General features: G+C 71.6%; 25 protein-coding genes. 13 read left to right on the top strand and 12 right to left on the bottom strand.

From position 1 onward, the window contains the following. Positions 1-53: 53 nt before the first annotated feature. From ACFCVM_RS06735 to ACFCVM_RS06725, 3 genes are all read left to right on the top strand, one after another. Positions 54-593 carry a GNAT family N-acetyltransferase gene (locus ACFCVM_RS06735; RefSeq protein WP_375835273.1) on the top strand — a complete coding sequence of 180 codons (540 nt, stop codon included), beginning with the start codon at positions 54-56 and terminating at the stop codon, positions 591-593. Between the two features lie 96 nt (positions 594-689). Next, a complete protein-coding gene (locus ACFCVM_RS06730; protein ID WP_375835271.1) occupies positions 690-983 on the top strand; it encodes a DUF6412 domain-containing protein in 294 nt (97 codons plus the stop codon). Positions 984-1106: 123 nt separating this feature from the next. Continuing rightward, positions 1107-1922 carry a YidC/Oxa1 family membrane protein insertase gene (locus ACFCVM_RS06725; protein WP_375835269.1) on the top strand — a complete coding sequence of 272 codons (816 nt, stop codon included), beginning with the start codon at positions 1107-1109 and terminating at the stop codon, positions 1920-1922. A 15-nt stretch (positions 1923-1937) separates the two neighbouring features. Here ACFCVM_RS06725 and ACFCVM_RS06720 read toward each other — a convergent pair whose 3' ends face one another. Continuing rightward, the gene (locus ACFCVM_RS06720; RefSeq protein WP_375835268.1) at positions 1938-2981 is read right to left on the bottom strand and encodes a LacI family DNA-binding transcriptional regulator; all 1044 of its coding nucleotides are present in this window, start codon (positions 2979-2981) and stop codon (positions 1938-1940) included. Between the two features lie 249 nt (positions 2982-3230). On the opposite strand from ACFCVM_RS06720, the gene ACFCVM_RS06715 reads away from it, so the two are divergent. Together ACFCVM_RS06715 and ACFCVM_RS06710 are read left to right on the top strand one after the other, a co-directional pair. Then, entirely contained in the window at positions 3231-9080 is a 5850-nt protein-coding gene (locus tag ACFCVM_RS06715; RefSeq protein ID WP_375835266.1) for a GH92 family glycosyl hydrolase, read from the top strand. A gap of 149 nt (positions 9081-9229) precedes the next feature. Then, complete coding sequence (locus ACFCVM_RS06710) at positions 9230-9505, top strand: GlsB/YeaQ/YmgE family stress response membrane protein (RefSeq protein WP_056011036.1); 276 nt, start codon at positions 9230-9232, stop codon at positions 9503-9505. An 80-nt stretch (positions 9506-9585) separates the two neighbouring features. Here the strand turns inward: ACFCVM_RS06710 and ACFCVM_RS06705 are convergent, their stop codons facing one another. Together ACFCVM_RS06705 and ACFCVM_RS06700 are read right to left on the bottom strand one after the other, a co-directional pair. Continuing rightward, complete coding sequence (locus tag ACFCVM_RS06705) at positions 9586-10335, bottom strand: glutamine amidotransferase (protein WP_375835264.1); 750 nt, start codon at positions 10333-10335, stop codon at positions 9586-9588. After that, positions 10332-11051 (bottom strand): LysR family substrate-binding domain-containing protein, encoded by a 720-nt coding sequence (locus ACFCVM_RS06700; protein ID WP_375835263.1) that lies wholly within the window; start codon positions 11049-11051, stop codon positions 10332-10334. Before ACFCVM_RS06700 ends, ACFCVM_RS06705 begins: the two co-directional genes overlap by 4 nt. A 133-nt stretch (positions 11052-11184) precedes the next feature. Here ACFCVM_RS06700 and ACFCVM_RS06695 point away from each other — a divergent pair, with 133 nt between their 5' ends. Further along, positions 11185-11565 (top strand): DUF5997 family protein, encoded by a 381-nt coding sequence (locus ACFCVM_RS06695; RefSeq protein ID WP_375836672.1) that lies wholly within the window; start codon positions 11185-11187, stop codon positions 11563-11565. A 16-nt stretch (positions 11566-11581) separates the two neighbouring features. On the opposite strand, the gene ACFCVM_RS06690 is transcribed toward ACFCVM_RS06695, so the two are convergent. After that, positions 11582-12220 carry an alpha/beta hydrolase gene (locus ACFCVM_RS06690; protein ID WP_375835262.1) on the bottom strand — a complete coding sequence of 213 codons (639 nt, stop codon included), beginning with the start codon at positions 12218-12220 and terminating at the stop codon, positions 11582-11584. Positions 12221-12256: 36 nt separating this feature from the next. On the opposite strand from ACFCVM_RS06690, the gene ACFCVM_RS06685 reads away from it, so the two are divergent. Beyond that, positions 12257-12838 carry an NUDIX hydrolase family protein gene (locus ACFCVM_RS06685; protein ID WP_375835260.1) on the top strand — a complete coding sequence of 194 codons (582 nt, stop codon included), beginning with the start codon at positions 12257-12259 and terminating at the stop codon, positions 12836-12838. Between the two features lie 69 nt (positions 12839-12907). On the opposite strand, the gene ACFCVM_RS06680 is transcribed toward ACFCVM_RS06685, so the two are convergent. Then, on the bottom strand, positions 12908-13411 hold the full coding sequence (locus tag ACFCVM_RS06680; protein WP_074260047.1) for a GNAT family N-acetyltransferase: 504 nt from the start codon (positions 13409-13411) through the stop codon (positions 12908-12910). Positions 13412-13482: 71 nt separating this feature from the next. Here ACFCVM_RS06680 and ACFCVM_RS06675 point away from each other — a divergent pair, with 71 nt between their 5' ends. The 4 genes from ACFCVM_RS06675 (at position 13483) to ACFCVM_RS06660 (ending at position 15666) form a co-directional block, all read left to right on the top strand. After that, a complete protein-coding gene (locus ACFCVM_RS06675; protein WP_375835259.1) occupies positions 13483-13923 on the top strand; it encodes a helix-turn-helix transcriptional regulator in 441 nt (146 codons plus the stop codon). Positions 13924-13933: 10 nt separating this feature from the next. Next, positions 13934-14344 (top strand): VOC family protein, encoded by a 411-nt coding sequence (locus ACFCVM_RS06670; RefSeq protein WP_375835257.1) that lies wholly within the window; start codon positions 13934-13936, stop codon positions 14342-14344. 195 nt (positions 14345-14539) lie between these two features. After that, positions 14540-15166 carry an RNA polymerase sigma factor gene (locus ACFCVM_RS06665; protein ID WP_375835255.1) on the top strand — a complete coding sequence of 209 codons (627 nt, stop codon included), beginning with the start codon at positions 14540-14542 and terminating at the stop codon, positions 15164-15166. Beyond that, positions 15163-15666, top strand: coding sequence for a hypothetical protein (locus tag ACFCVM_RS06660; RefSeq protein ID WP_375835254.1), 504 nt, complete (start codon positions 15163-15165; stop codon positions 15664-15666). The genes ACFCVM_RS06665 and ACFCVM_RS06660 overlap by 4 nt, the downstream gene beginning before the upstream one ends. A 40-nt stretch (positions 15667-15706) precedes the next feature. On the opposite strand, the gene ACFCVM_RS06655 is transcribed toward ACFCVM_RS06660, so the two are convergent. From ACFCVM_RS06655 to ACFCVM_RS06640, 4 genes are all read right to left on the bottom strand, one after another. After that, a complete protein-coding gene (locus ACFCVM_RS06655) occupies positions 15707-16261 on the bottom strand; it encodes a hypothetical protein (RefSeq protein ID WP_375835253.1) in 555 nt (184 codons plus the stop codon). A 378-nt stretch (positions 16262-16639) separates the two neighbouring features. Continuing rightward, positions 16640-18214: a DEAD/DEAH box helicase gene (locus ACFCVM_RS06650; protein WP_375835252.1), complete on the bottom strand. Its 1575-nt coding sequence runs from the start codon at positions 18212-18214 to the stop codon at positions 16640-16642. A 303-nt stretch (positions 18215-18517) separates the two neighbouring features. Beyond that, complete coding sequence (locus tag ACFCVM_RS06645) at positions 18518-19147, bottom strand: DUF1684 domain-containing protein (RefSeq protein ID WP_375835250.1); 630 nt, start codon at positions 19145-19147, stop codon at positions 18518-18520. Then, the gene (locus ACFCVM_RS06640) at positions 19144-19689 is read right to left on the bottom strand and encodes a hypothetical protein (RefSeq protein ID WP_375835249.1); all 546 of its coding nucleotides are present in this window, start codon (positions 19687-19689) and stop codon (positions 19144-19146) included. The genes ACFCVM_RS06645 and ACFCVM_RS06640 overlap by 4 nt, the downstream gene beginning before the upstream one ends. 100 nt (positions 19690-19789) lie before the next feature. On the opposite strand from ACFCVM_RS06640, the gene ACFCVM_RS06635 reads away from it, so the two are divergent. Together ACFCVM_RS06635 and ACFCVM_RS06630 are read left to right on the top strand one after the other, a co-directional pair. Then, complete coding sequence (locus ACFCVM_RS06635) at positions 19790-21043, top strand: hypothetical protein (RefSeq protein WP_375835247.1); 1254 nt, start codon at positions 19790-19792, stop codon at positions 21041-21043. Positions 21044-21160: 117 nt separating this feature from the next. Further along, a complete protein-coding gene (locus ACFCVM_RS06630; protein ID WP_375835246.1) occupies positions 21161-21733 on the top strand; it encodes a hypothetical protein in 573 nt (190 codons plus the stop codon). A gap of 39 nt (positions 21734-21772) precedes the next feature. Here the strand turns inward: ACFCVM_RS06630 and ACFCVM_RS06625 are convergent, their stop codons facing one another. The 3 genes from ACFCVM_RS06625 to ACFCVM_RS06615 all read right to left on the bottom strand — a co-directional run bounded on the left by ACFCVM_RS06625 (position 21773) and on the right by ACFCVM_RS06615 (position 24284). Next, complete coding sequence (locus ACFCVM_RS06625) at positions 21773-22384, bottom strand: CGNR zinc finger domain-containing protein (RefSeq protein ID WP_375835245.1); 612 nt, start codon at positions 22382-22384, stop codon at positions 21773-21775. 81 nt (positions 22385-22465) lie between these two features. Beyond that, entirely contained in the window at positions 22466-22963 is a 498-nt protein-coding gene (locus ACFCVM_RS06620) for a SprT-like domain-containing protein (RefSeq protein WP_375835243.1), read from the bottom strand. 82 nt (positions 22964-23045) lie between these two features. Beyond that, the gene (locus tag ACFCVM_RS06615) at positions 23046-24284 is read right to left on the bottom strand and encodes a PQQ-dependent sugar dehydrogenase (RefSeq protein WP_375835241.1); all 1239 of its coding nucleotides are present in this window, start codon (positions 24282-24284) and stop codon (positions 23046-23048) included. Positions 24285-24304 lie beyond the last annotated feature (20 nt).

Genomic DNA, 24304 nt, shown 5'->3' with positions numbered 1-24304 from the left:
GTGGTTGACCGGCCCGCGGCATCCGAGCCCGGCAGGAACGAAAGCGAGCTCGCGTGCAGCAACCGGTCGAACTCGGCGACGGCCTCGTGTTCCGAGAACTCGCTCCCGGCGACGGTCCAGCGCTCGCCGCGGCCTATTCGCGCAATCGCGAGCACCTGGCGCCGTGGGAGCCGGCCCGCAGCGAGGAGTTCTTCGACGTCGAGACGCACCGCCGAGATGTCGAGGCCACGATCCTCCGCTTCGAGGCAGGCCTCACGGTGCCCTTCGTCATCGTCGACGGCGACGAGATCGTGGGTCGCATGAACCTCTCCGACATCGTCCGCGGGGCGTTCCAGAACGCCCATCTCGGTTACTGGATCGACGCACGGTACAACGGGCGCGGACTCGCGACGATGGCGGTCGGCCTCGCCGTGCACGCCGCGAAGGGAATCGGCCTGCACCGGGTGCAGGCCGGCACGCTCGTGCACAATGCAGCGTCGCAGGCGGTGCTGGCCCACAACGGCTTCGAACGATTCGGCCTCGCCCGCCGATACCTGCGCATCGCGGGGGAGTGGCAGGACCACGTGCTCTTCGAGCGGTTGCTCGACGAGTAGCCGAGCACGGGTGTTAGCGTTGATGCACACGGCGCGCGAGCACCTCGCGAGACGCCGTGAGCCGAGACGGTCGAGACGCAGGGAGGAGCCGTCGACATGATCGAACTCCTCGTCGCGCTCTTCCGCGTCGCGCAGGCCTCGCTCGAGATCGCGCTCGCCTCGAACGCGCAGATGTCGGTCGTGCTCGTCGGCGTCGTCGGCGCTGCCGCCGTCGCCGTGGTGGTCGTCGCCTGGCAGTCGCTGCCCGCGATGGTCGCAGCGGACGCGAGCGGTGCCGCCACCCGGTTCCGGCAGACTGCCGACCCGTGGCGCCTCCTCGCCCAGAGCGACCCCGACGCCCCCGGGCGTGCGCGCCCCCGGGCGCCGACACGCGGCCTCGCGGCCGCGTAGCGACACTCGACCGATCAGCACGGCACCCATCCGGGCCCGTGCACCGCCCGCTCGGGCGCGCCTTCGGAGACTCCTCGCGGCCAGACGGATCCAGCCATCCCTCTCGACCGCAAGGAACATCTCTTGGACCTCTACGCCTTTCCGCCCATCGCGGGCCTCCTCGACGGCGCGCATGCCGTGCTCATGGCCCTCGCCGCCCTGCTCGAACCCGTCATCGGCATCGCGAGCGCCGCGGCGGCCGTCGTGCTCGTGACGCTGCTCGTGCGCGCAGCGCTGATTCCCGTCGGCTTCTCGCAGGCCAAGGCCGAGCAGACCCGCTCTCGCCTCGCCCCGAAGCTCGCCGCGCTGCAGAAGCAGCACAAGAACAATCCCGAACGCCTGCAGCGCGAGACGATGAAGCTCTACGGCGACGAGGGCACGACGCCCTTCGCCGGCTGCCTGCCGATGCTCGTGCAGGCCCCGATCGTCGGCGTGATCTACGCGCTCTTCATCCTGCCGACGATCGCCGGGCACCCGAACGCCCTGCTCGAGCAGACGTTCTTCGGCGTGCCGCTCGGGTCGAGCCTCGCCGGCCAGATCGCCGCCGGCACGCTGACCCCGAGCGCGCTCGCGGTCTTCGGCGTCGTGATCGCGGGCATCGCCGTGGTCGGCGAGCTCACACGCCGCGTCTTCCAGCCGAAGCCGCCCGCCGGCGGGGCCGTCGCCACGAGCCGAGCGGATGCCTCGGCGCCGGGCGATGCCGCCGCGGCATCCGCTGCACTGCTCGCCGGACCGGGCATGGCCCGCGCGCTCGGCGCCCTGCAGTTCATCACCGCCGTGATCGCGATCTTCGTGCCGCTCGCCGCAGCGCTCTACCTGTTCGTCACGGTCGCGTGGACGCTCGTGCAGCGCATGCTGCTGCGCCGGCGATACCCGTTGCAGGCGCCGCTGACCGCATAGCGCCCGGGTGTGCGGTCAGCGCGTCGCGAACGGACCGGGCAGCTCGCCCGACCCGCGCTCGATGAGCGAGGTGCTCAAGCGGATGTGCTGGTGGGGTCCATCGTCGAGGCCCTCGATGCGGCGCAGCAGCAGTTCCGCGGCGGTGCGGCCCATCGCGGCCGGGTCCTGGGCGATGACCGTCGCTCCGGGCGTCAGCAGGTCGCCGAGCTCGAAGTCGTCGAATCCGAGGAACGCCATGTCGGCGGAGAGCCCGCGGGCGCGGAGCGTGCGGAGGGCTCGCACGCTCCAGCGGTTGTTGCCGGTCATCACGGCGGTCGGCGGCTCGGCCGCGTCGAGGACGCGGTCGACCTCGTGCTGCGACGACTCGGGGTGCGGATTCGTCATGATCGTCAGCGCGGGATCGACGTCGAGCCCGGCAGCGGCGAAGGCGTCGAGGAACCCGTCACGGCGTTCGGCCGCGGTGAACAGCGCCTCGTCGTCGCCGAAGTAGGCGATGCGGTGATGACCGTGGGCGATGAGGTGCGCGGCGCCCTGCATCGCGCCCCCGCGGTTGTCGACGAGCACGGTGTCGGCGGGGAGGCCCGGGGCCGGGCGGTCGACGAACACCATGGTGCACCCGGTCTCGATCTCGGAGCGGAGGAGGCCGACATCGGTGCCGCTCGCCGGCACGACGATGAGGCCGTCGACGCCGCGCGAGGTGAACGACTCGATCAGCCGGCGCGACCGCTCGGCGCTCTCGGCGGACGACGCCGCGAGCAGCGTGTACCCGCGGGCGAGGGCGACGTCTTCGACCGCGCGGATGAGCACCGAGTAGAACGGGTCGCCGATGTCCTCGATGACCAGGCCGATCGTCGCCGTCGTGCCCTGGCGCAACTGGCGGGCGAACTCGTTGCGGCGGAATCCGAGCTCGTCGATCGCCGCGTTCACGACCTGCAGCGTCTCGGCGCTCACGTAGTCGACGCCGTTGACGACGCGCGACACCGTCTTGACGCTGACGCCCGCCGCCAGGGCGACGTCGTGCATCGTCGGGCGGGCGCGATGCGCTGTGCGGGTGGTCATGGCTCACACGATAGCGGGCGAATCAGAGCTTGAGATGCCGCTATGTCAGCGTTGTCTGAAATCTCGCCCACTTCGCGGTACTGCTGGGCCACGTTCGGGCCTGATTCGCTGCAATTCCAGACATCTCGCGTCGGTCTTCGATATGTCATCGTTGACATACGGGACGGAGCCCAGTAGCGTCGCGTTCGGCATCGGTCGTCGCCGATGCAGAGCTGTGTCGCTCTCGCCGTTCACCGTCGAAAGGCCCGCATGTCCGTGCACCCCTCTCACCGTCCCTCCGGCACTGCGCGACGCAGCCGTCCGGTCGCCGCGCTCGCCGGGGTCGCGCTCGTCGCCGGCAGCCTGCTGCCGCTCGGCATCGCCTCGGCCGCGAACGCCGCCGAGGCGACCGACTTCACGACGTCGTTCGAGTCCGCCGAGACGGTGAAGCCCTATGCCGACCTCGTGGAGGAGCGAGACGGCACCGCCGTCCAGCAGAACGTGGAAGGGCCATCGGGCGGCAGCGTGCTCCCATCGGTCACGACCGTGACCGCAAGCGGCGAAAACGCCCCCGGAGAAGCGGCCATCCGCGCCGCCGACGGCGACTCGGGCACCAAGTGGCTGGTCTTCTCGTCGACGGCATGGCTCCGCTACGACCTCTCGCAGTCGGTGCAGCTCGCGTCGTACACCATCACCTCGGGCGACGACGCCCCCGAGCGCGACCCGAAGAACTGGATCGTGCAGGGGTCGAACGACGGCACGACGTGGACGACGATCGACTCGCGCTCGAACCAGGACTGGACGGCGGCCGAGCGGGGCACGAAGAAGACCTTCGAGCTGGCCGGCGCGGCCTCCTACTCGCGCTACCGGCTCGAGATCCAGGCGAACCACTCGGGTGGCATCATCCAGCTCGCGGACTTCGACCTGCTGAAGGCGGTCGACCCCGAGGCCGGTGACGCGCCGATGACCTCGCTCGTCGGTTCGGGCCCCTCCCGCGGCTACAACATGAAGGCCAGGGTCGGGTTCACGGGAACCCACTCGCTCCGATTCGGCGGCGAGCACTCCGCCGACGGCGAGGCCTTCGCCACCAACCGCCTGTTCGACGTCGACATCCCGGTCGGCGCCGACACGCGCCTGTCGTACCTGCTCTTCCCCGAGCTCACGGCCAACGACCTGCAGTACCCGTCGACGTATTCGGCCGTCGACCTCCGATTCACCGACGGCAGCTTCCTCTCCGACCTGGCACCGCGCGACGTCTACGACGTCGCCGCGACGGCCGAGGGTCAAGGCGCAGGCAAGATCCTCTACCCGAACCAGTGGAACCACGTCGAGATCGACCTCGGCCCCGTGGCCGCGGGCAAGACGATCGAGGGCATCCTCGTCTCCTACGACAACCCCGGCGGCAGCGACGCGACGGCGTTCCAGGGCTGGCTCGACGACATCTCCGTGGTGGCCCAGCCCGCGCGGATCGACGACTCCAGCCTCACGAACTTCGTCGACACCAGACGCGGCACGAACTCGTCGAGCGCATTCTCGCGCGGCTCGAACGAGGCCATCACCTCCGTGCCGAACGGCTTCAACTTCCTCGTCCCGGTGACCAACGCCCTCGCGACCTCTCGCGAGTACTCCTACCAGCAGGACAACGACGCGCAGAACCGCACGCGCTTCGAAGGCCTCGGCATCTCGCACCAGCCGAGCCCGTGGATGGGCGACCGCAACCAGTTCTCGGCCATGCCGGTCGCGGGGTCCGGCGCTCCGAGCGGCAATCCGCACACGCGTGCCCTGACGTTCAGCCACGACAACGAGACCGCGCAGCCCGACTACTACGGCGTGACGACCGACAGCGGGGTGCGGGCCGAGATGACCCCGACGAACCGCGGCATGGTCATGCGCTTCACCTTCCGCGACTCGGATGCCGCGGGCAGCGTCGTGCTCGATTCGCCCACGGGCGACGGCGACTTCACGATCGACGCGGCGACGGGCCAGGTCTCCGGCTGGATCGACAAGGGATCGGGATTCCTCGCCGGCCAGAGCCGGATGTTCGTGTCGGGCCGCTTCGATGAGACCCCCGCCGCGACGGGCACCGCAGCGGGCGGACGCTCGCTCACCGAGTACGCGCGCTTCGCGCTCGGCGACGACAAGACCGTCACCCTGCGTCTCGCGACGTCGCTCATCAGCCTCGATCAGGCCGGGAAGAACTTCGGCCAGGAGGTCGGCGACCGTTCATTCGACGCCGTCCGCGCCGAGGCGCGAGACCTCTGGAACGACCGCCTCGACGTCATCGAGGTCGAGGGCGCGTCCGAGACCGAGCTCCGCTCCCTCTACAGCAACCTCTATCGCCTGAACGTGTACCCCAACGCCCAGTTCGAGAACACGGGCACGCTCGAGGCGCCCGTCTACAAGTACGCGAGCGCCGTCTCCGCCGAGACCGGAACCGACACCCCCACGACGACGGCCGCGAAGATCGTCGCGGGCAAGATGTACGTCAACAACGGCTTCTGGGACACCTACCGCACGACGTGGCCCGCCTACTCGCTCCTCTACCCCGACGTGGCCGCCGAGCTCATCGACGGATTCACGGAGCAGTACCGCGAGGGCGGCTGGATCGCGCGCTGGTCATCGCCCGGGTACGCCAACATCATGACCGGGACCAGTTCGGATGTCTCGTTCGCCGACGCGTTCCTCCGAGACGTCGACCTCACCGACGCGCTCGCGACGTACGACGCCGCCGTGAAGAACGCGTCGACGCCGTCGAGCAACGACAACGTCGGACGCAAGAGCCTGCGCACCTCGACCTTCCTCGGCTACACTCCGGCCACGCAGGGCGAGAGCGTCTCGTGGGCCACCGAGGGATACATCAACGACTACGGCATCGGCAACATGGCCGCCGCGCTCGCAGAGGCGCCCGAAACCCCCGAAGCCCGCCGCGCCACCCTGCGCGAAGAGGCCGAGTACTACCTCGACCGGGCCACGAACTACGTCAACATGTTCGACCCCGCAATCGGCTTCTTCCAAGCCCGCAACGCCGACGGCTCGTTCGCGACGCCGGCCGACCAGTACAACCCGAAGGCGTGGTGGGGCCCATACACGGAGACGAACGGCTGGAACTTCGCGTTCCACGCACCGCAGGACCCGAACGGTCTCGCGAACCTCTACGGCGGCACCGACGGCCTCGAGCAGAAGCTCGACGACTTCTTCGCGACGCCCGAGACCTCGCTGGGCTCGATCCACGAGGAGGCCGAGGCGCGCGACGGCCGGTACGGTCAGTGGGGCGTCAGCAACCAGGTGAGCCACCACATCCCGTTCATGTACAACGCGGCGGGCGCCCCGGCGAAGGCGCAGCAGATCGTGCGCGAGGCGCTGCAGCGTTCCTACGCGGGTTCCTCGATCGGCCAGGGGTACGCGGGCGACGAGGACAACGGCGAGATGAGCGCCTGGTACATCCTGAACTCGCTCGGGCTCTACCCGCTCCAGGTCGGGTCGACCGACCTCGTGATCGGCTCGCCCCTCTTCGACAAGGCGACCGTGCACCTCGACGGCGGCGCCGACCTCGTGATCAACGCGCAGAACAACAGCTCCGAGAACGTCTACGTGCAGTCGCTCACGATCGACGGCGAGCCATGGACGAGCACCTCGATCGACTCGAACGTGCTCACCGACGGCGCGACCCTCGACTTCGTGATGGGGGCGGAGCCCTCCACCTGGGGCACGAACGCGGACGACGCACCGCCGTCGCTCACGACCGGTACCGAGATCGCACAGCCGCTCGTCGACACGACCGACCCGGTGATCGCGGCCGCCTCGAGCTCGGGCGGGGAGAACCTCGCCGCGCTCGTCGACAACACCTCGTCGTCCGTCGTCACCTTCGCCACGCCGACACCGCAGCTGACCTTCTCGTATGCAGGAGCCAAGCAGCGGCCGACCTTCTACACCCTCACCACGGGAGCCGCAGCGGGCGACCCGTCGGCATGGACGCTCGAGGGCAGTGACGACGGCACGACGTGGACCACCGTCGACACTCGATCCGATGTCGTGTTCGCGAACCGAGGCCAGACGACGCCCTTCAAGGTGGCGAACCCCGGGTCGTACCGGCAGTTCCGGCTCTCCGTCACGGAGGGCGCTCCGACGATCTCGCTGAGCGAGCTCGAGCTCCTCACCGACGGCACGGGCGCCGAGGCATCCGACCTCACGTTCAGCCCGGCCGCAGACCTGGCCGCCGACTCGGGCGTCGAGCGCGACTTCGCGCTCGGCATCCTGTCGGGAGGATCGGCGGAAGCGTACGCGGCGACGATCGACTGGGGCGATGGCAGCGAGCCCGGCCCCGCAGCGATCGGCGCACCGAAGGTCGGGAACTTCCCGGTCTCGGCGGAGCACTCCTTCGCGGAGCCCGGCGTCTACCGCGGTGCGGTGACCGTCACCGACGGCGCCGCGACCTCGACGGCGCCCGTGGTCTTCACGGTCGCCTACATCGAACCGCTGAGCCTCCGAGCCGCTTTCGACAGCACCTGCATCGCCGATGACGGCGTCGGCGGAGACTGCGACGCCAAGGGCATCTCGTTCCCCCGCGCCGGCCTGAAGGCCGGCGGGCTCGAGGCCGGCGTCGAGCACGGCGTGCCCGGCACCGAGCTGCGCTTCACGCTGCCGGTGATCCCGACGGGCCAGCCCGACAACGCCACCGGCCGCGGCCAGACGATCGCGCTCGACCTCGGCGCCGACGCCACGCAGCTCTCGTTCATCGGCGCCGCGACCGAGCGGAACCAGGACACGAGCGTCACCGTGAACTTCACCGACGGCAGCACCGCGACCACGCCGCTGCAGTTCTCGGACTGGACGAAGGGCGGGAACGCGAACGCCACCCCGCTGTACGGCAACATCGAGGTCGTGAAGTCGAGCTACCGGCTCGTGGGCGCGTCGCCGAGCAACACAGCGTCGTTCTTCTTCTCGACGGTGCCGTACACGATCCCCGAGGGCAAGTCGATCGAGAGCATCACGATGCCCGTGCAGCCGGGCGAACCCGGCGTCGAGGGCCGCGTGCACGTGTTCGCGATCGCGAGCGACGGCGCCACCCCGCCCAGCCTCGACTTCGAGGCGACGGCCGGAGCGGATGTGACGGGCATCGCGGGCGAGGAGCTCGCGGTCGACCTCGCCTCGATCGTCCCGGCCGATGCCGCCGCCCCCGCTCCGATCGTGCGCGTTCAGTGGGGTGACGCCTCGACGACCGAGGACGCGACCCTCGCCGACGGCGACGCCGACCAGGTGCTGGCATCCGGCAGCCACGTCTACGAGGCGGCGGGCACGTTCACCGTGTCGGTCACCGTCGCGACCGGCGCACGCACCGAGCACCTCGAGCTCACGGCGACCGTCGTCGAGCCCGAGCCCGTCTACGAGACGCGCCTGTCGGCGACGCCCGAAGACGGCGTCCTCGCGGGCGAGGACGTCGCGGTGGAGGGTGACGGGTTCGCCCCCGGCGAGTCCGTGACGATCGCGCTGCAGACGCCGACGGCCGTCGAGCGCACCGTCGACGCCGATGGCGACGGGCGGGTGTCAGAGACGCTCACCGTGCCGGAGGGCACCGAACCGGGCCTGTACGCGATCGTCGCGACGGGAGCGGAGTCGGCGATGCCGGCGACCGACACGGTGCAGGTGCTGCCGCCCGTCATCGAACCGGTCTACACCCCGGTGCTCCACTCGAACGCGACGACCGGCCGGCCCGGCGACATGGTCACCCTCACGGGCGAGGGCTTCGCACCGGGCGAGACGGTGACGGTCGAGATCCACTCCGACCCGATCACGGTCGGCACCGTCGAGGTCGATCGACTCGGCGCGCTCCAGTTCGAGTTCGCGGTCCCCGACGGCCTGCCCGTCGGCGAGCACCGCATCGTGGTCACCGGTGAGACCTCGGCCGTGCCGGCGGAGTTCGCCTTCGAGGTGCTGCCGCCCTCGGTTCCCGGCGACGGCAGCTCGGGCGTGGGCGGACCGACCGATCCCTCGGTCATCGCAAGCCTCTCGAACACGGGCGTGAACGGCGGCGCGATGGCGATCGCGGCCCTCATCGCGGTGCTCTCAGCCGCGGCGGGCGTCGTGCTCGTGCTGCGCCGACGCCGCCGGTCGCAGGCGTAGCGCCCGTCATGCGGGGTCGTGATCTCGTCGAGATCTCGACCCCGCACGCCGTTGCGAGGGCGATATCGCATCGGCGCCACGCGGGGCAAGGGGCTTGCACCGGCCGATCCGCGGTGGTTTCGTTGAGCTATCGAACGAAGGAGCACACCATGAGTTTCCTCGCGTTTCTGATCCTCGGCCTCATCGCCGGGGCGATCGCCAAGCTGATCCTGCCGGGCAACCAGGGCGGCGGATGGTTCGTCACCCTGCTGCTCGGTGTCGTCGGGGCCCTCCTCGGCGGATGGATCGGCAGTGCCATCTTCGGCATCGGCATGGACCAGTTCTGGGACCTCGGCACGTGGCTCCTCGCCATCGCCGGATCGATCATCGTGCTGCTCATCTGGGGGCTCATCACCCGGGGCCGCAGCAAGAGCACGGCCGCATAGCTCGTCGCGCACGATCGACCGCCGCGTGCCGGCGGAGTGCGACGCCGTCGCACTCCGCCGGCACGCGGCTCGGTCGTGCGTCAGCCGCGGGGGCCGGAGTCCGCGAGTTCGGCGAAGCGCCGGAGCATCCGCTGCGGTTCGGTGACGGATGCCGCGGCCAGCCGCTCGCCGACCTCGCGCAGTTCGCTCGCGGGGAAGTAGCCGTGGTGGCGGTACACCTGTGCGCGGGCGATGAAGTCGCTCGTCGAGACCTCGGGATGGAACTGGGTCGCGTAGACGCGGGTACCCACGCGGTAGATCTGCACGGGGCACCCTGCGGATGACGCGAGCAGCACGGCGTCGGCCGGCAGCCGGTCGGTGGCCTCCTTGTGCCCGACGAGCGCGTCGAACCGTTCGGGCAGCGCCCCGACCAGGGGGTCGATCATGCCATCTGCGGTGAGGCGGATCTCGACCGCCTGGGCATCCTCGCCGTACCTCGTGCCGACCTCGCCCCCGAGCAGGCGGGTGAGCACGCCGATGCCGTAGCACGTGAAGAGGAGCGGGAAGTCGGTCGCGAGCGCCTGCTCGGCGAGACGGGTGAGATCGGCCTCGACCCGGCGCTGCACCTCGTGCTTGCCCGACTCGGGAGTCGTCACGTTGAACGGGCTGCCGCCGACGACGATGCCGGCGTACTCGTCGAGCGAGAGGTCGCCGAGCGCATCGACGTCGAGTCGCACGTGCTCGAGCCGGTCGGCGTCGACGTCCATTGCGCGTCGCACGGACTCGTACTCGGGGCCGACGGCCTCGACCTCGGGGCGTGCAGAGAGGAAGAGGAAGGGCTTGCCGCTCATCGACCTCTCCTGCGGCTGCGCTGCTTCGCTCCCGCTCCCGTGCGCGGGGCGGGGCGACCGCCCTTCGCGCCGCCCTTCTTGCCCTTGCCCTTGCCGTCGCCCGATTTCGCCGCGGCGGCCCGGCGCTCGGCAGCGGCGAGCTTCGCCGCCTTCGCGGGCTTCATCGGGGGCGGGTCGTCGGCGGAACCGCGCGAGCTCTTGGCCCCACGACCGCGCACGACGGCGACGAACTGCTGGATGTCGGCGTCGTCGCGCTCGCGCGGCCACAGGAGTGAGATCTGCGTGGGAGCGGCATCCGTCACCGGGATCGCCACGACGTCCTTGCGTCGGTGCAGTCGCGCGACCGAGTGCGGCAGGATCGCGTGCCCGGTGCCGGCGGCGACGAGTTCGATCGTCATGGCGGGGTCGACCTGCACGGGGGCGAGGGTCTCGCCCTCGAGGTCGGCGAGCGTCAGCGACTCGGCCTCGGCGAGCGGATGCTCCTTCGGCAGCACGACGACCGCGAGCTCCTCCCAGAGTGCGACGGCGTGCATGCCCTCGGTGCCCACGGGCAGGCGCACGAAGGCGATGTCGGCGTCGCCCGCGACGAGCGCCTCGGTCTGTTCGGACTCGTCGACGACGATCGCCTCGAGGGGCAGGTCGGGGCGCAGATCGTTCCACACCCGAAGCCATTTCGACGGGCTCACCCCGGCGACGTAGCGGAGTCGCAGTGTCACCTCGGCCCCCGTTCCCCTGCAGCCGTGTTCAGCCTGCTCCCAGCGTAGACGATGGCCGATGGGGCTCCCGGTGGGAGGAAGGGCCGAGACGGGATACGGTGAGGGAGTGAGCCAGTCGAAGAACTCCCAGACCATGAAGGCGGAGACCGCAGCCAAGAAGCTCGGCATCCTCCTCGAGGCCGCACCCGAGGAGTTCCGCGAGGGGCTCATCACGCGCGACGAGCTCGCGAAGCTCATGGCGGAGCCGCCCGAGTGGCTCGAGGTGCTGCGCCGCGAGGGCCCGCACCCGCGCACCGTCGTGGCGGCGAAGCTCGGCGTCTCGAACTCGGGTCTCGCCCGCGGTGGCGTGACCGAGCCGCTCACCTCTGCCGAGATCAAGGCGCTGCTCGAAGCGCCCCCGGCCTGGCTCGTCACCGAGCGCGCGACGCAGGCGGCCGTGCGTGCCGAGAAGATCCGCGTCTCCGAGCGCGACAAGGAGCGCGCCGCTCGTCGCAGCGGCGGCTCGGGAGTCTGATCCGAACCGCTCCGCGTCAGGCGTAGCGCGCGGCGAGGAACGCTGCGGCGTCGGCGAGTTCGAGCTCGGACACCGAGTGGCCGAGGCCCTCGTAGATGCGTTCGTCGAGCGATGAGTGCGCGGGCAGCCAGGCCTGCGTCCGGGCGACGGATGCTTCGGGGATCACCTGGTCGACCGTGCCGCGACCCCAGAAGACCGGCGGCAGGAGCTGCGACATCCGCTCGTCGCCCGCGCGGTCGCCCGGAAGCGCGAACCCGGCGAGGCTCACGGCGAACGTGAAGCGCTCGGGGGCTCGCCGCAAGAGCTCGAGCGCCATCGCGCCGCCTTGCGAGAAGCCGAGGAGGCCCACCGATTCGGCATCGGGCGCGACCCGGTCGAGCCACTCGATGATCGCGGTGACCGCGGCATCCGCTCCCTCGATCGAGAACTCGACGCCCTCGTTCATGAGCGGGAACCAGGCGTGCCCGTACCCGGTGAAGGTCGGGGCGCGCAGCGAGGCGACCGCCGGCGAGAGCGGCAGATAGGGCGCGAGGCCGAACAGATCGCCCTCGTTCGAGTTGTATCCGTGCAGGAGCAGGAGGAGCGGGCGGCCCTCCCGGTCGGCCGCGGAGGCCGACCACAGCACCGCCTCGTCATCGATCTGCACGCTCGTCATGGGGTCAACGCTAGCGGTGTGGGGCAGAATCGAGGCATGAGCGTACGCACCCCCGACCCGGACTGGAACCCCGACGACGAACCCGTCGTCAGGCCGCCGGCGAATCCGGGGTGGCTGACCGACCTCGAGCTCGCCGAAGTGCGGGGCAGGCTGCCGCTGCTCTACGTCGAGGCGGTGCCCGTGCGCGTCGACGGGCTCGGGCAGGTGACCGAGGTCGGCGTGCTGCTGCGGGCGAACGCCGTGGGCGAGATGACCCGCACGCTCGTGTCGGGCCGCGTCATGTACGGCGAGACGATTCGCGACGCGTTGTTCCGCCACCTCGAGAAGGACCTCGGGCCGATGGCGTTCCCGCTGCTGCCCGCGAGTTCGGTGCCGTTCAGCGTCGCCGAGTACTTCCCGATGCCCGGCATCACGCCGTTCAGCGACGAACGGCAGCACGCCGTGTCGCTCGCGTTCGTCGTACCGGTCACCGGCACCTGCGAGCCGCGGCAGGACGCGCTCGAGGTGACCTGGATGACTCCGGCCGAGGCGATCAGCCCCAGCATCGCCGCCGAGATGGAGGGCGGACGTGGCACGCTCGTCAAGCAGGCGCTCGCTTCGGTCGGCGCCCTGCGCTGAGGCGCTGCCGGGAGAGGCGCTGCCGGTCGCGCTGCTCCCGGTCGAGACGTGCTCCGCCGCGGCCGGGCCTCAGCGGACCAGACGCACCTCGTGGATCTCCTCGCCGAGGAACGGCACGTCCTGTGCCGCGCCGTCGGGCGTGAAGCCGTTGCGGGCGTAGAACCGGTGGGCACGCGGGTTGTCCTCGGCGACCCAGAGGTAGCCGGGCCGGTCGCCGCATGCGGCGTCGAAGAGCTTCTGGCCGATGCCGGTGCCGTGGTAGGCGTCGAGCAGGTAGATGAAGTAGAGCTCGCGCTCACGCGGCGGATTCTCGTCGCGAGCGGGGCCGGAGCCGACGAAGCCGACGATCTCGCCGTCGACGAGGGCGGCGAACTGGTTGTACTCCTCGCCGCGAGCGGCCATGTGGGTCCAGAGCTCGGCCATGCGGCGGGGCGAGAGGTGCTCGAACGCGGCTGCGCTGATCAGGTGGTCGTAGGTCTCGTGCCAGCAGGTCGCGTGAACGCGGCCCAGGGCCTCCACATCGGAGTCCCGGATGGGGCGGACGACGACTTCGGCAACGACTTCGGTGCTCATGCCCTGAGGATAAGCCAGCACGCGCACCGCGCGAAATCGAGCCACGGATGCCCCGGTGCTAGCGTGGCAGCATGACTCCGCAGGAGCTCGAGAACTTCGTTCATCTGCGCCGCGCTCGCGACCTGATCGATCGCGAGTACGCCAGGCCGCTCGACGTGCCGACCATGGCCGCGCGGGCGCTCATGTCGCCGGCGCACTTCTCACGCCGATTCCGCGCCGCCTACGGCGAGACGCCCTACAGCTACCTGATGACGCGCCGCATCGAACGCGCGATGGCGCTGCTGCGAGCGGGCGCCAGCGTCACCGACGCGTGCATGGCCGTCGGCTGTACCTCGCTCGGTTCGTTCAGTTCCCGGTTCACGGAGATCGTCGGTGAGACGCCGACGTCGTACCGCAGCCGCGAGCACGACGCCGTCAACGCCATGCCCGCGTGCGTCGCGAAGACCTATACCCGCCCGGTGCGGAACGCTTCGAGCAGGAACGGAGAAGCGAGCAGCGACGCCGCGGCGTAGCGTCGCTGACATGACCATCGCACTCCAGTACACCAACGTCACCGTCAACGATGTCGACGAAGCGCTCGGCTTCTACCGCGACGCGCTCGGCCTCGAGGTGCAGAACGACGTGGGATCCGGCAGTCAACGCTGGGTCACGCTCGGCAGCGCCGCGCAGCCGGGCCTCGGCATCGTGCTCTCCGACCCGCACGCCGGCCGTTCGCAGGCCGACGGCGATGCGATGCAGGAACTCCTGACGAAGGGCGTCCTGCCGATGCTCGTGTTCCGCTCCGACGACGTCGACGCACTCTTCGAGACCGTGAGCGCTTCGGGCGCCGAGGTACTCCAGGAGCCGATCGACCAGGCGTGGGGGCCGCGCGACTGCGCCTTCCGCGACCCCTCGGGCAACACGGTGCGCATCTCGCAGGTCGCAGCCTCCTGACTGCCCCGAGTGCCGTTCGGCGGAACCCGGCGGGGCCATCCGGACATTCCCCTCTGAGCGAGACGGTCACGCCTGACCGGCCGCAGAGGGGGAGCACCGAATGGGAGACGGCCATGCATCGCGAGATCCCGGTCTCCGCGTGCGCGACGTGAAGTGCGCGGTGGCCGGACGAAGCCCGGTTAGGCTGGCCCGACCATGGTTGACGACGCCCGATCCGACGCGGTGCTGTGGCTCGAGGCCACCTCAGGCACAGAGGCGTCGTTCGGCGTCGTCTACGACCGCTATCGCGCTCGCATCTTCCGCAAGGCGTATTCGCGCGTTCGGGATCGCACCGATGCCGAGGACATCGTCGCCGTGGTCTTCCTCGAGGCCTGGCGCCGCCGTGGCGACGTGCGTTTCGTCGACGGCTCGCTCCTGCCCTGGCTGCTCGTCGTGACCACGAACGTCTCGCTCAACAGCGAGCGCTCCGGGCGGCGCTACCGGCGCCTGCTCGCGAAGCTGCCGGCCGCCGAGCATGCGGTCGACCCGAGCGCCGAGGTCGGCGATCGTCTCGACAGCGAGCGGATGTCGCAGCAGATCACCGCCGCACTGCAGCGACTCGGCGCGAGCGACCGTCGCATCGTCGATCTCTGCCTCGTCGACCAACTGCCCATGGCCGCCGTGGCGAGCGTGCTCGACCTGCCGGTCGGCACGGTGAAGTCGCGGCTCTCGAGGGCGCGCGCGAAACTCCAGGCCGAGCTCGGTGCGCTCCGTGAGCCCGGCGAGTCACCGGCGCCGGCGACGGCCGCGACCACCGGACTCGACACGGAGGTGACGCGATGACCCGGCCCGAGATGCACCCCGAGCGGGACGCCGCGATCCGCGCGATGCTCGTGGAGCACGCGCGCACCGAGCCCGTCGCGCAGGCGAAGCGTCGCCGACACCGAGTGCTCGGGTGGAGCGGGCTCGGCGTGCTCGCGCTCGGCGTCGCGGCGACCGCGGGTGCGGTGCTGCTGCAGCCGACGGCCGTGTCGAACACGGAGACGGTGCTCTGCATGACGGGGGCCGAGCGGGGTGCCGACGGGGGCTACCCCGGCTCGTCGGCGACGATCGCCTCGCCGAGCGGCGCGGGTCGCGTCGCCGACGCGGTCGGACTCTGCACGCTCATGTGGGAGCAGGGCGTGCTCGACGAGTCATTCGACCCGACGTCGGCGAGCAACCCGCCGGGCCGTGTGCCCGACGAGCTGCAGGCCTGCGTCATGGCCGACGGGAGCGCGGCCGTGGTGCCGTCGTCGAACGCGTCGATCTGCGCAGCACTCGGACTCGCCCCCCTCGCCGACTAGTCGAGCGTCGCCGACTCGCCCGCTCGCCGAGCGTCGCCGACTAGCCGAAGGTGCCGGTCGGGCGGAACACGATCGACTTGACCTGATCGTTGAGACCGCCGATGCCGCCGCACCACGGCGTGCAGTTCAGGCGCGACCCGCCGTACCCGGTCGCGCCGTAGAGGGTCACCCAGCACCCGTGCGAGCCGCCGGCCGAACTGACGTTGTTGCTCCAGCCCGAGGGCATGCTCGAGAAGCCGAACACGACGCCGTAGCATCCGCTCGATCCCCAGAACGTGAGGCTGGAACCGCCGCCGTTGCTGTTGGAGTAGACGGTCCCGAGCGAGGTCGAGGCTGCGGCGACGGCGCGCCCTGACGCATCGGCGGTGCCGATCGCGTCGAGGTACCGTTCAACGCCCTCGGGCTCGGTGAAGCACACGGGGGTGGGCGGCGCGGTTCGCTTGCCGACGGCCTGCACCTCCACGGCGCAGTGCTCGGCGGCGGTCGCCTTCGAGCCGGTGTCGAGCGTCTCGGCCGCGGCAGCGGGCGAGACCGCTCCGAGACCTGCGAACAGTGCGGCCGCGAGCGCGGCGCTGATGACGGTGATGCGAGGCATCGGGTCTCCTCTTCATGGGCGCCCGGGCGGCGGCCTGCACGGATATGTCCGCCATCGGCCGTCGAGTTCCCTCGAATCCGATGGAACCGGCTCCTGCGAGGCGGACATACCCGTATGAGCGAAGGGGGCTGAGGATGCAACGGATGACGATGCTGACGACCACGATGATCGCCGGAGCCATGGCAACGACGATCGTCATCGCGCTCACGGTCGGCGGCGACATCGGGAGGGCGATGTTGTCGAGCATCTGAGGTTCGCGCCGCCATGTCGCCGGTGCCGGCCCGTCGGGGGACTCTGGCCGGCATCGCCGGGATGGCGGCGCGAACGCGAACGGCCCCGACGAGCGAGAGCTCGTCGGGGCCGTTCAGCGTCTGGGGGTCAGCCCTGTGCGCGACGGTTGCCGCGCGAGTTGCCCGAGGGCGAGACGAGGCTCCCGACGCGCAGCGGGGCCTTGCCGCCCGAGCGCGCGTTCGTCGAGCGCTGAGCACCCGTCGTCTGGGCGCCGCGGCCCTGGCCGCCGCCCTGCTTGGGCGCGTTCGCGCGCGCCTCGGCCGGGCGACCCGAGCGGTCGCGACGGGGTGCGCCGGCGACATCCGCCTGGCCGGCGTTGCCGCCCCGGCCGCGACCGCGGCCCTGACCGGAGCCCGTGCGTGCCTCGCCGCTCCGCTCGCCGCCGCGCTCGTCGCGAGCGGCGCGCTTGCGCTGTGCGTTGGCACCCTGCGAACGACCGCCACCGCCCTGCGGCTGGGCCGCGGCGCGGGGAGCAGGCTTCACGTACGGTGCGACATCGCCGACGAGGGCGGTGACGGCCGGCGAGGTCGCGGTGACCTGCTGCGGCGTGACGGTGATCGCGGCCTTGCGGAGCAGGGTCTTCAGGTCCTGCTTCTGCGCGGGCAGGCTGATCGTGACGACGTCGCCCTCGCTGCCGGCGCGCGCGGTGCGGCCGGAGCGGTGCAGGTACGCCTTGTGCTCCATGGGCGGGTCGACGTGGATCACGAGCTCGATGGCGTCGACGTGCACGCCGCGCGCCGCGACATCCGTGGCGACCATGACGTTGGCCGAGCCGTCGGAGAACGCGGCGAGGTTGCGGTCGCGCTGCGGCTGCGACAGGTTGCCGTGCAGGTCGACCGCGGGGATGCCCTGCTCGGTGAGCTTCTTCGCGAGCTTCTTGGCGTGGTGCTTGGTGCGCATGAAGAGGATGCGGCGGCCGGTGCCCGACGCGAGGGCCTTCACGAGGTCGTTCTTCGCATCGACGTCGGAGACCTCGAACACGTGGTGGGTCATCGCGGCGACGTGCGAGGTGGCCTCGTCGACCGAGTGCAGCACCTCGTTGTGGAGGAAGCGCTTGACGAGCTTGTCCACGCCGTTGTCGAGCGTCGCCGAGAACAGCAGGCGCTGGCCGCCGGAGGGGGTCTTGTCCATGATGCGCGTGACGACGGGGAGGAACCCGAGGTCGGCCATGTGGTCGGCCTCGTCGAGCACGGTGATCTCGATCGCGTCGAGCGAGACGAAGCCCTGCTTCATGAGGTCTTCGAGGCGGCCGGGGCAGGCGACGACGATGTCGACGCCGGCGCGCAGCGCGTCGACCTGGCGCTTCTGGTTGATGCCGCCGAAGATCGTCGTGGTCTTCAGGTCGTAGGCGGCGGCGAGCGGTGCGAGCACCGCGTCGATCTGCGTGGCGAGCTCGCGCGTCGGGGCGAGCACGAGGGCGAGGGGGCGGCCCGGGCGGCGACGGCCGCCGGCGAGCGTGGTGCCGAGGCGCGCCACCATGGGCAGCGCGAAGGCGATGGTCTTGCCCGAGCCGGTCTTGCCGCGGCCGAGCACGTCGCGTCCGGCGAGCGTGTCGGGCAGCGTGTCGACCTGGATCGGGAACGCGGTGGTCTTCCCGTCGGCGGCGAGGGCCGCGACGAGGGGGGCGGGCACGCCGAGCGTGCTGAAGGTGATGTCGGTCACTGGTGCCTTTCAGGGCAGAGCACACCGCAGGATCGAGGTTTCCATGAACGGAAGGTGAGACCCGGCGGTGGGTATTGGCGAAGGCGCCGGTCGGCGCATCCGTTCGCCGTATGAGAGTCACGGACCCCTGAGCGATTTCATTACAGAGCGCACAGTGTCCGGAAAGCGTTTCTACGACGCAGGCGGCGCAGGTCTGCGCACACCGAGGGACAGTCTAGCGGATGACCCGCTGTGCGCCGCCTGTGCATGCCGGAACCCGCCCCTCGGAGGGCTCGGAGACGGCGCATTCCCGGGGCGATCGCGTCAGCGCGGCATCCGCTCGCCGACCGGCACCTCGTGGCGCAGCGTGTTACCCGGCTGGGCCAGCGGGCACGACCACGACGGGTCGTAGGCGCACGACGGGTTGTAGGCGAAGTTGAAGTCGAGGATGAGTGAATCGGGCTCCGCGCCGGGGCCGAGATCGGCCCCCTTGACGGTGTCGAGCAGGTAGCGGCCGCCGCCGTACGTGCCGCCTGGCGCACCGGCGAGCGAGTCCTTCACGGGCACGAAGAGCCCGCCGCCGTAGCTCGTGAGGCGCCACACGTCGAGCGAGCCGAGGGAGGGCACGCGCACCTCGCCGACGAGCGAGAACGGGATCGCCCCGTCGGTCGCGCTGTCGACGACGAGCCGCATCGGCTCGGCGGGCCGGCGCACCTCGAGCTCGAACCGCCAGTCGGGGTCGTACCTCGCGACGGTGAGCCCGGTGAAGCGGGCGCGGTCGTCGGGCAGCAGCGGCGATTGCGGATGCCCCGCGAAGAGCTCGTCGCGTGCCGACTTCCAGAGCTCGTGACCGGCCGCAGGAGAGTGCACGCTGAGCTGGCGCACGCCCGAGTAGAGGCCGAAGACGCGTCGGCGCCAATCGGCCAGCTGGAGGGCGGCGATCGAGTCGGTCATGCTGCGGCCTCCGCTCCGCCGGTGCTTCCGGCCGTCTCCGTCGCCGCGGCATCGGCGGTGCCGGGCGGATCGAAACTCCACGTCGGCGCAAGCTGTCGCAGTCGCATGCCGCGCCACTGCCAGAAGGCCCATGTCGGATACCAGGCGAGTGCGTCGAGCGCGCCGGCCTTCGCGCGCAGCTGGTCGCGGTAGAGGGTGCGTCCGTCGGGCAGCGCCGAGACGGCCATGCGATGGTCCCACTCGTCGAAGGCGGCGAACACGCCCGTGTCGGCGCCGCCGCCGTCTCGGAGCATTCGCACCCCGTCGGGCAGGCCCGCGGGGCTCGTCAGATCGACGCGCTCCTCACCTGCCGGGAACCGGCGGAACGCGAGCACGCGCAGCCGGTGCTCGCCGTCGGGCCACGTCGTCGGCAGGCCGCCCGGCTCGAGCGACTCGAAGTCGAGCCAGGGGGCGACGACCTCGCGCAGCACAGCAGGGCTCCGGAGCGCCCGCCACGCGGCATCCGGAGTGCAATCGAGCGTGAGTTTCAGGAGCACCCGCATGAGCCGACGGTAGTGCGGTCGGATGCCGCTGCCAAGCGCCGCGCCGGATTCGGAGCCGGTACTCGGCGTGGGCGAACCCCGAACGCCTAGACTCCGGCACATGCCCGACGGTCTCTGGTGGTTGCCCTCCCTCCTCGTCTTCGCCGCTGCAGCGGTGGCGCTCGTCGGCGGGGTCGTGGCGCTGCGGAGGGGAGGCGCCCGTCGCGAACGCACCGCGCTCGCCGCAGGGGCCGAGGCCGAGGTGCGCGCCAAGGGGCTCATCGTGCGCGCCGACAACGCCGTGCGCGACGCCGAACGCGAGCTCGCCTTCGCCGAGGCGCAGTTCGGCGTCGACGAGTCGCGCGCGTTGCGCAGGGCGATCGACTCGGCGCGCGCATGGATGCGCGAGGCGTTCATCCTGCAGCAGCGGCTCGACGACGCCGAGGTCGACACCGCTGCGGAGCGCCGCAACTGGACGGCGCGCATCGAAGGGCTCTGCACCTCGGCGATCGGCGCGCTCGACGACGCCGAATCCGCTCTCGCCGGCCGCCGCCGCATCGAACGGGGCGCCCATGCCGAGCTGCCGGCGCTCCGCGCACAGGCCGACCGGCTCGCCCGACGACGCGTCGAGGCGGAGTCGACCCTCGGCCGACTCGCCACCCGCTTCGCGGAGTCGGCGCTCGCCACGGGGCGAGGCGCTGAGACCCGGGTCGTCGCGGCGCTCGCCGCCGCAAGGGTCTCGCTCGACGAGGCCGAGGCGAAGCTCGCTCGCGCCGAGCCGGCGGCCGAGCTGCTCGGTGCGGCCGGCGACGGTCTGGCGCGAGCGGGCCGCGACCTCGACGAGATCGACGCGCTCGAGCTGGCGCTCGCGAAGGCGCAGTCGGACGCCTCGGAGGAGGCGGCCGCACTCGACGGCGAACTCGTGGCCGCGAGACGGGAACGCGACGCCCAGGAGGATGCCGACGCAGCCGAGGCACTCGGCACGGCGATCGGCACCGGATCGGGCGCGATGGCCGATCGCGCCGCGCTCGCCGGGGACCCGTTCCGCGACCGGGATCGGTTGCGCGCGTGCCGCGACCGGCTCGAAGTGGCCCGTGCAGCGGCACGCAACGCCCAGGGCAGGCTCGACGGCGCCCGGGGCGCGCTCGGCGGCGCCATCGCGATCGCCGAGAGCCAGCTGCGGGTGGCGCGGGCGGCGATCGAGCGCGGCGGTCATCCCGTCGGCGCCGATGCCCGTACCCGGCTCGCCGAGGCCGAGCGCCAGCTCGTGATCGCGCACCAGGAGCCCGACCCCGTCGCCGCACTCGACGCGGCACGGCGAGCGACCTCGCGCGCGAGCGATGCCGAGGCGCTCGCCCTCTATCGCGGGCTCTGAGGCGGCTCGACGCGCGGGCACGCGTCGAGCCCGGCGCTCCACGGCGACCGTTCGGGGCCCCTGGCGACGCGATGTCACACGGCGCAGCGCGACGCGCGCACCGGGTAGCCTGTGCGGGTGAACGAGCAGAGCCCCGATCCCGCCGCGCAATCCAAGTACCAGGTGCGGTTCGACTGGGGCCGCGGCGGCGCGGAGCGCATCACCGAGGGCGTGCACCTCGTCGTGTGGGTCGACGTGCTGCCCGGTACCGGGTCGTTGCCGCACGCGACGGTCGTCGGCCTGGCGCCGCAGCGGGCCGCGGTGCTCGAGGCGGGCCTCGTCGACGCGTCGGCGACCGCGCGGTGGATCCTCGCCGAGCAGGAGCGCCTGGGCGAGCGGGCCTACATCGCGATCGTCGCGGCGGGCGACGCCGAGACGGGCTACGCCGCCGACGACCTGCTCGGAGCCGGTGCCGTGATCGACGCACTCGCCGCGCTCGGCATCGACGACACCTCGCCCGAGGCGGCGGTCGCTGCCGCTGCGTTCGGCGGCCTTCGCCGCGCGGTGCGTCACCTGACGTCGGCGTCGGCCTCGGGTCGTGGTGCGGTGGCGGTCGGCATGAGCGCCGGTGAACTGCATGATGCGGCTGCGCTCGATGCGAACGACACGGCGCGGGTGCTGAGGGCCGGCGCCGAGGCATCCGTCGACTGAGGCCGAGCGGTCTCGCGGCTCGCCGTGCCGGGGCTCGGCTCAGGCGGCCGCGCGCTCCGCCTTGCGGGCGCGGTGCGCGCGCACCTTCGCACGGTTGCCGCAGCGCTGCATCGAGCACCAGCGGCGGCTGGCGGCGCGCGAGGTGTCGAGATAGACGACCTCGCAGTCGGCACTGGAGCAGCAGCGAACGCGTTCGGTGTTGCCCGGCGAGAAGAGGTCGACGGCGTCGCGAGCGATGGTCGAGAGCGCCTGCGCCACCGTCTGCACCGAGCGCCCCGCCTGGCGGGTACCGCCTGCGAGCGACGGGGGAACGTCGGGCGTCGCCGCGTAGAGGTTCACGAGGTCGATGTCGGCAGGGCGCGCCGGCTGGGCGTCGCTCACCGCGACCGCCATGCGGCTGATCGCGTCGCGCAGGGCGATCGCGTCGAAGAGATCGCGTGAGCGCGCGGCACCGACCGCGACGGGGAAGCGCTCGTGAAGCCAACGCGTGAGGTCGTCGGGCGCATGCAGCTGCTCGTCGGTGCGCAGCCCCCCGATCTGGCCGGTGTAGGCGAAATCGAGGGCGAACGAACCCGAATCGAACCACCAGCGAACGCCCTCGGCGGTGGTGATCCACTGCCCGACGGGAATCGAGACGGTTGAGACGGGCACGCCACCAATCTAGCCGGTGACGGAGGTGCCGTCCGACGGTGCGACAGGGTGCGACGTGTGCATGCGCGCGCCGGCATATCCTCAGCCGGTCGCGGCGCTCGCTGCCCTGCGGCGCACCGCGGCGGTGATCTCACGGCGTCGCCACACGATGAGGTTGGCCCGGTCGAAACCCCGTCGGCACAGGCCGCAGCTCAACTGCCGTTGCGGCTCGCGGTACCGGAAGTGCTCGTGGCCGGCGGGGCAGCGTCCGATCCACGGTGCGAGCTCGTGTGCGACCTCGCCGTCGTGGGTGCGCTGGCCGACGTAGCCGAGGCCCGCTGCGACCGACGCCCACTTCGGCCCGTGCCCGGCGCGGGGGCCTGCGAGTGCGTGGGCGACCTCGTGCAGCAGGATCTGGTGGATCTCGTCGTCGTCGTAGCGCGCCGCGAGGTAGCGCGACACCGAGATGCGCTTCTCGGTGTAGTTGCAGAGGCCGGCGCGCTTCTTCGCGTTGTCGAACGCGAACGTCCACGTCGCGGCGTCGAGGTGCAGCACGATGAGGGCTTCGGCCCATCGTCGCACCCGCTCGAGATCCGCCATGGAACCGAGAATAGACCCGACGGGTGTCACCGGCGAAGAGGCGGCGACCCCCGATCGGGTGCAGGAATTCGCGGCGCCTGCGTCAGCCGCCGGCGGCGAGCGGCACCCGATAGAGCCGGTCGTCGCCGTCGCGGGGGGAGCCGCGGCCGTCGGTGTTGTTCGTGATGAGCCAGAGCGAACCGTCGGGGGCCGCGGCGACATCGCGGATGCGGCCGAGCTCGTCGGCGAACCACGGCATCGCGGCGAGGGCGCCGCCGGAGGTCGCCGGGGCGATCGTCCAGAGCCGTTCGCCGCGCAGCGCCGCGAGGAAGAGGGTGTCGCCGATCACCGCGAGTCCGCTCGGGCTCGCCTCCGACGTCGACCACTGCGTCACGGGGTCGACGAATCGCGGATCGCCCGCGACGCCCTCGACGATCGGCCAGCCGTAGTTTGCGCCGCGCGAGATGCGGTTCAGCTCGTCCCACGAGTTCTGCCCGAACTCGGCGGCCCAGAGCTCTCCGTTCGCATCCCACGCGATGCCCTGCGGATTGCGGTGCCCGAGCGACCACACCGCATTGCCGTACGGGTTGCCCGGTGCTGCGGCGCCGTCGGGCGTCACCCGCAGGATCTTCCCCGACAGCGAGCCCGGATCCTGCGCTGCGTCCCGGTTGCCGGCGTCGCCGCTCGTGACGTAGAGCAGGCCGTCGGGACCGAAGGCGATGCGGCCGCCGTTGTGGTTCGCGCCGCCGCGGGGGATGCCGGTGAGCACGGGTTCGGGGGCGCCCAGCGTGAGCGAGCCCGGTGCACCCGTCAGGGGCATCCGCACGACCCGGTTGTCGGAGTCGGCCGTGTGATAGGCGTAGACGCGGTCTGGGCGCTCGCCGTCGCCGGGCAGGAACGCGAGCCCGAGCAGCCCGCCCTCGCCGCCTGCCGCGACGCCGGGCACGGTGCCTGCCCCACGATGCGAACCGTCGGCCAGCACCTCGACGATGTCGCCGCGATCGCGTTCGCTGACGAGCACGCCGCCGTTCGGCAGCACGAGGATCGACCACGGCGCGTCGAGCTCCGCGGCGATCGGCTCGGGTGCGCCCGACGGCTGCAGCACCGGCGGCGGGGGCACGGGGGTCGCGGGCGGGGCGGTGGAGGGCGGCGGGGAGCTCGGCAGCGGCGTCGGAGTCGGCAGCGGGGGATCTGCCGTGCACGCCGCAAGTGCGATGAGGGCGACCGCGAGCACCGCGCCGGCAGCGGATGCCGCGCGCCCGACGGGCCGCGACCATCGCCGTCGTGGAGTGCCGTTGTCGTCGACGGCGTCGCCGCCGTGCGGAACCCGAGTGCGCGCCATCCCGTCCTCCTCACCCCAGT

The organism is Agromyces sp. NPDC056389 (assembly GCF_042262385.1).
Lineage (GTDB): Bacteria > Actinomycetota > Actinomycetes > Actinomycetales > Microbacteriaceae > Agromyces.
Note: the sequence above shows the minus strand (reverse complement) of the source record. Positions and strands in the feature narration are given on the sequence as shown.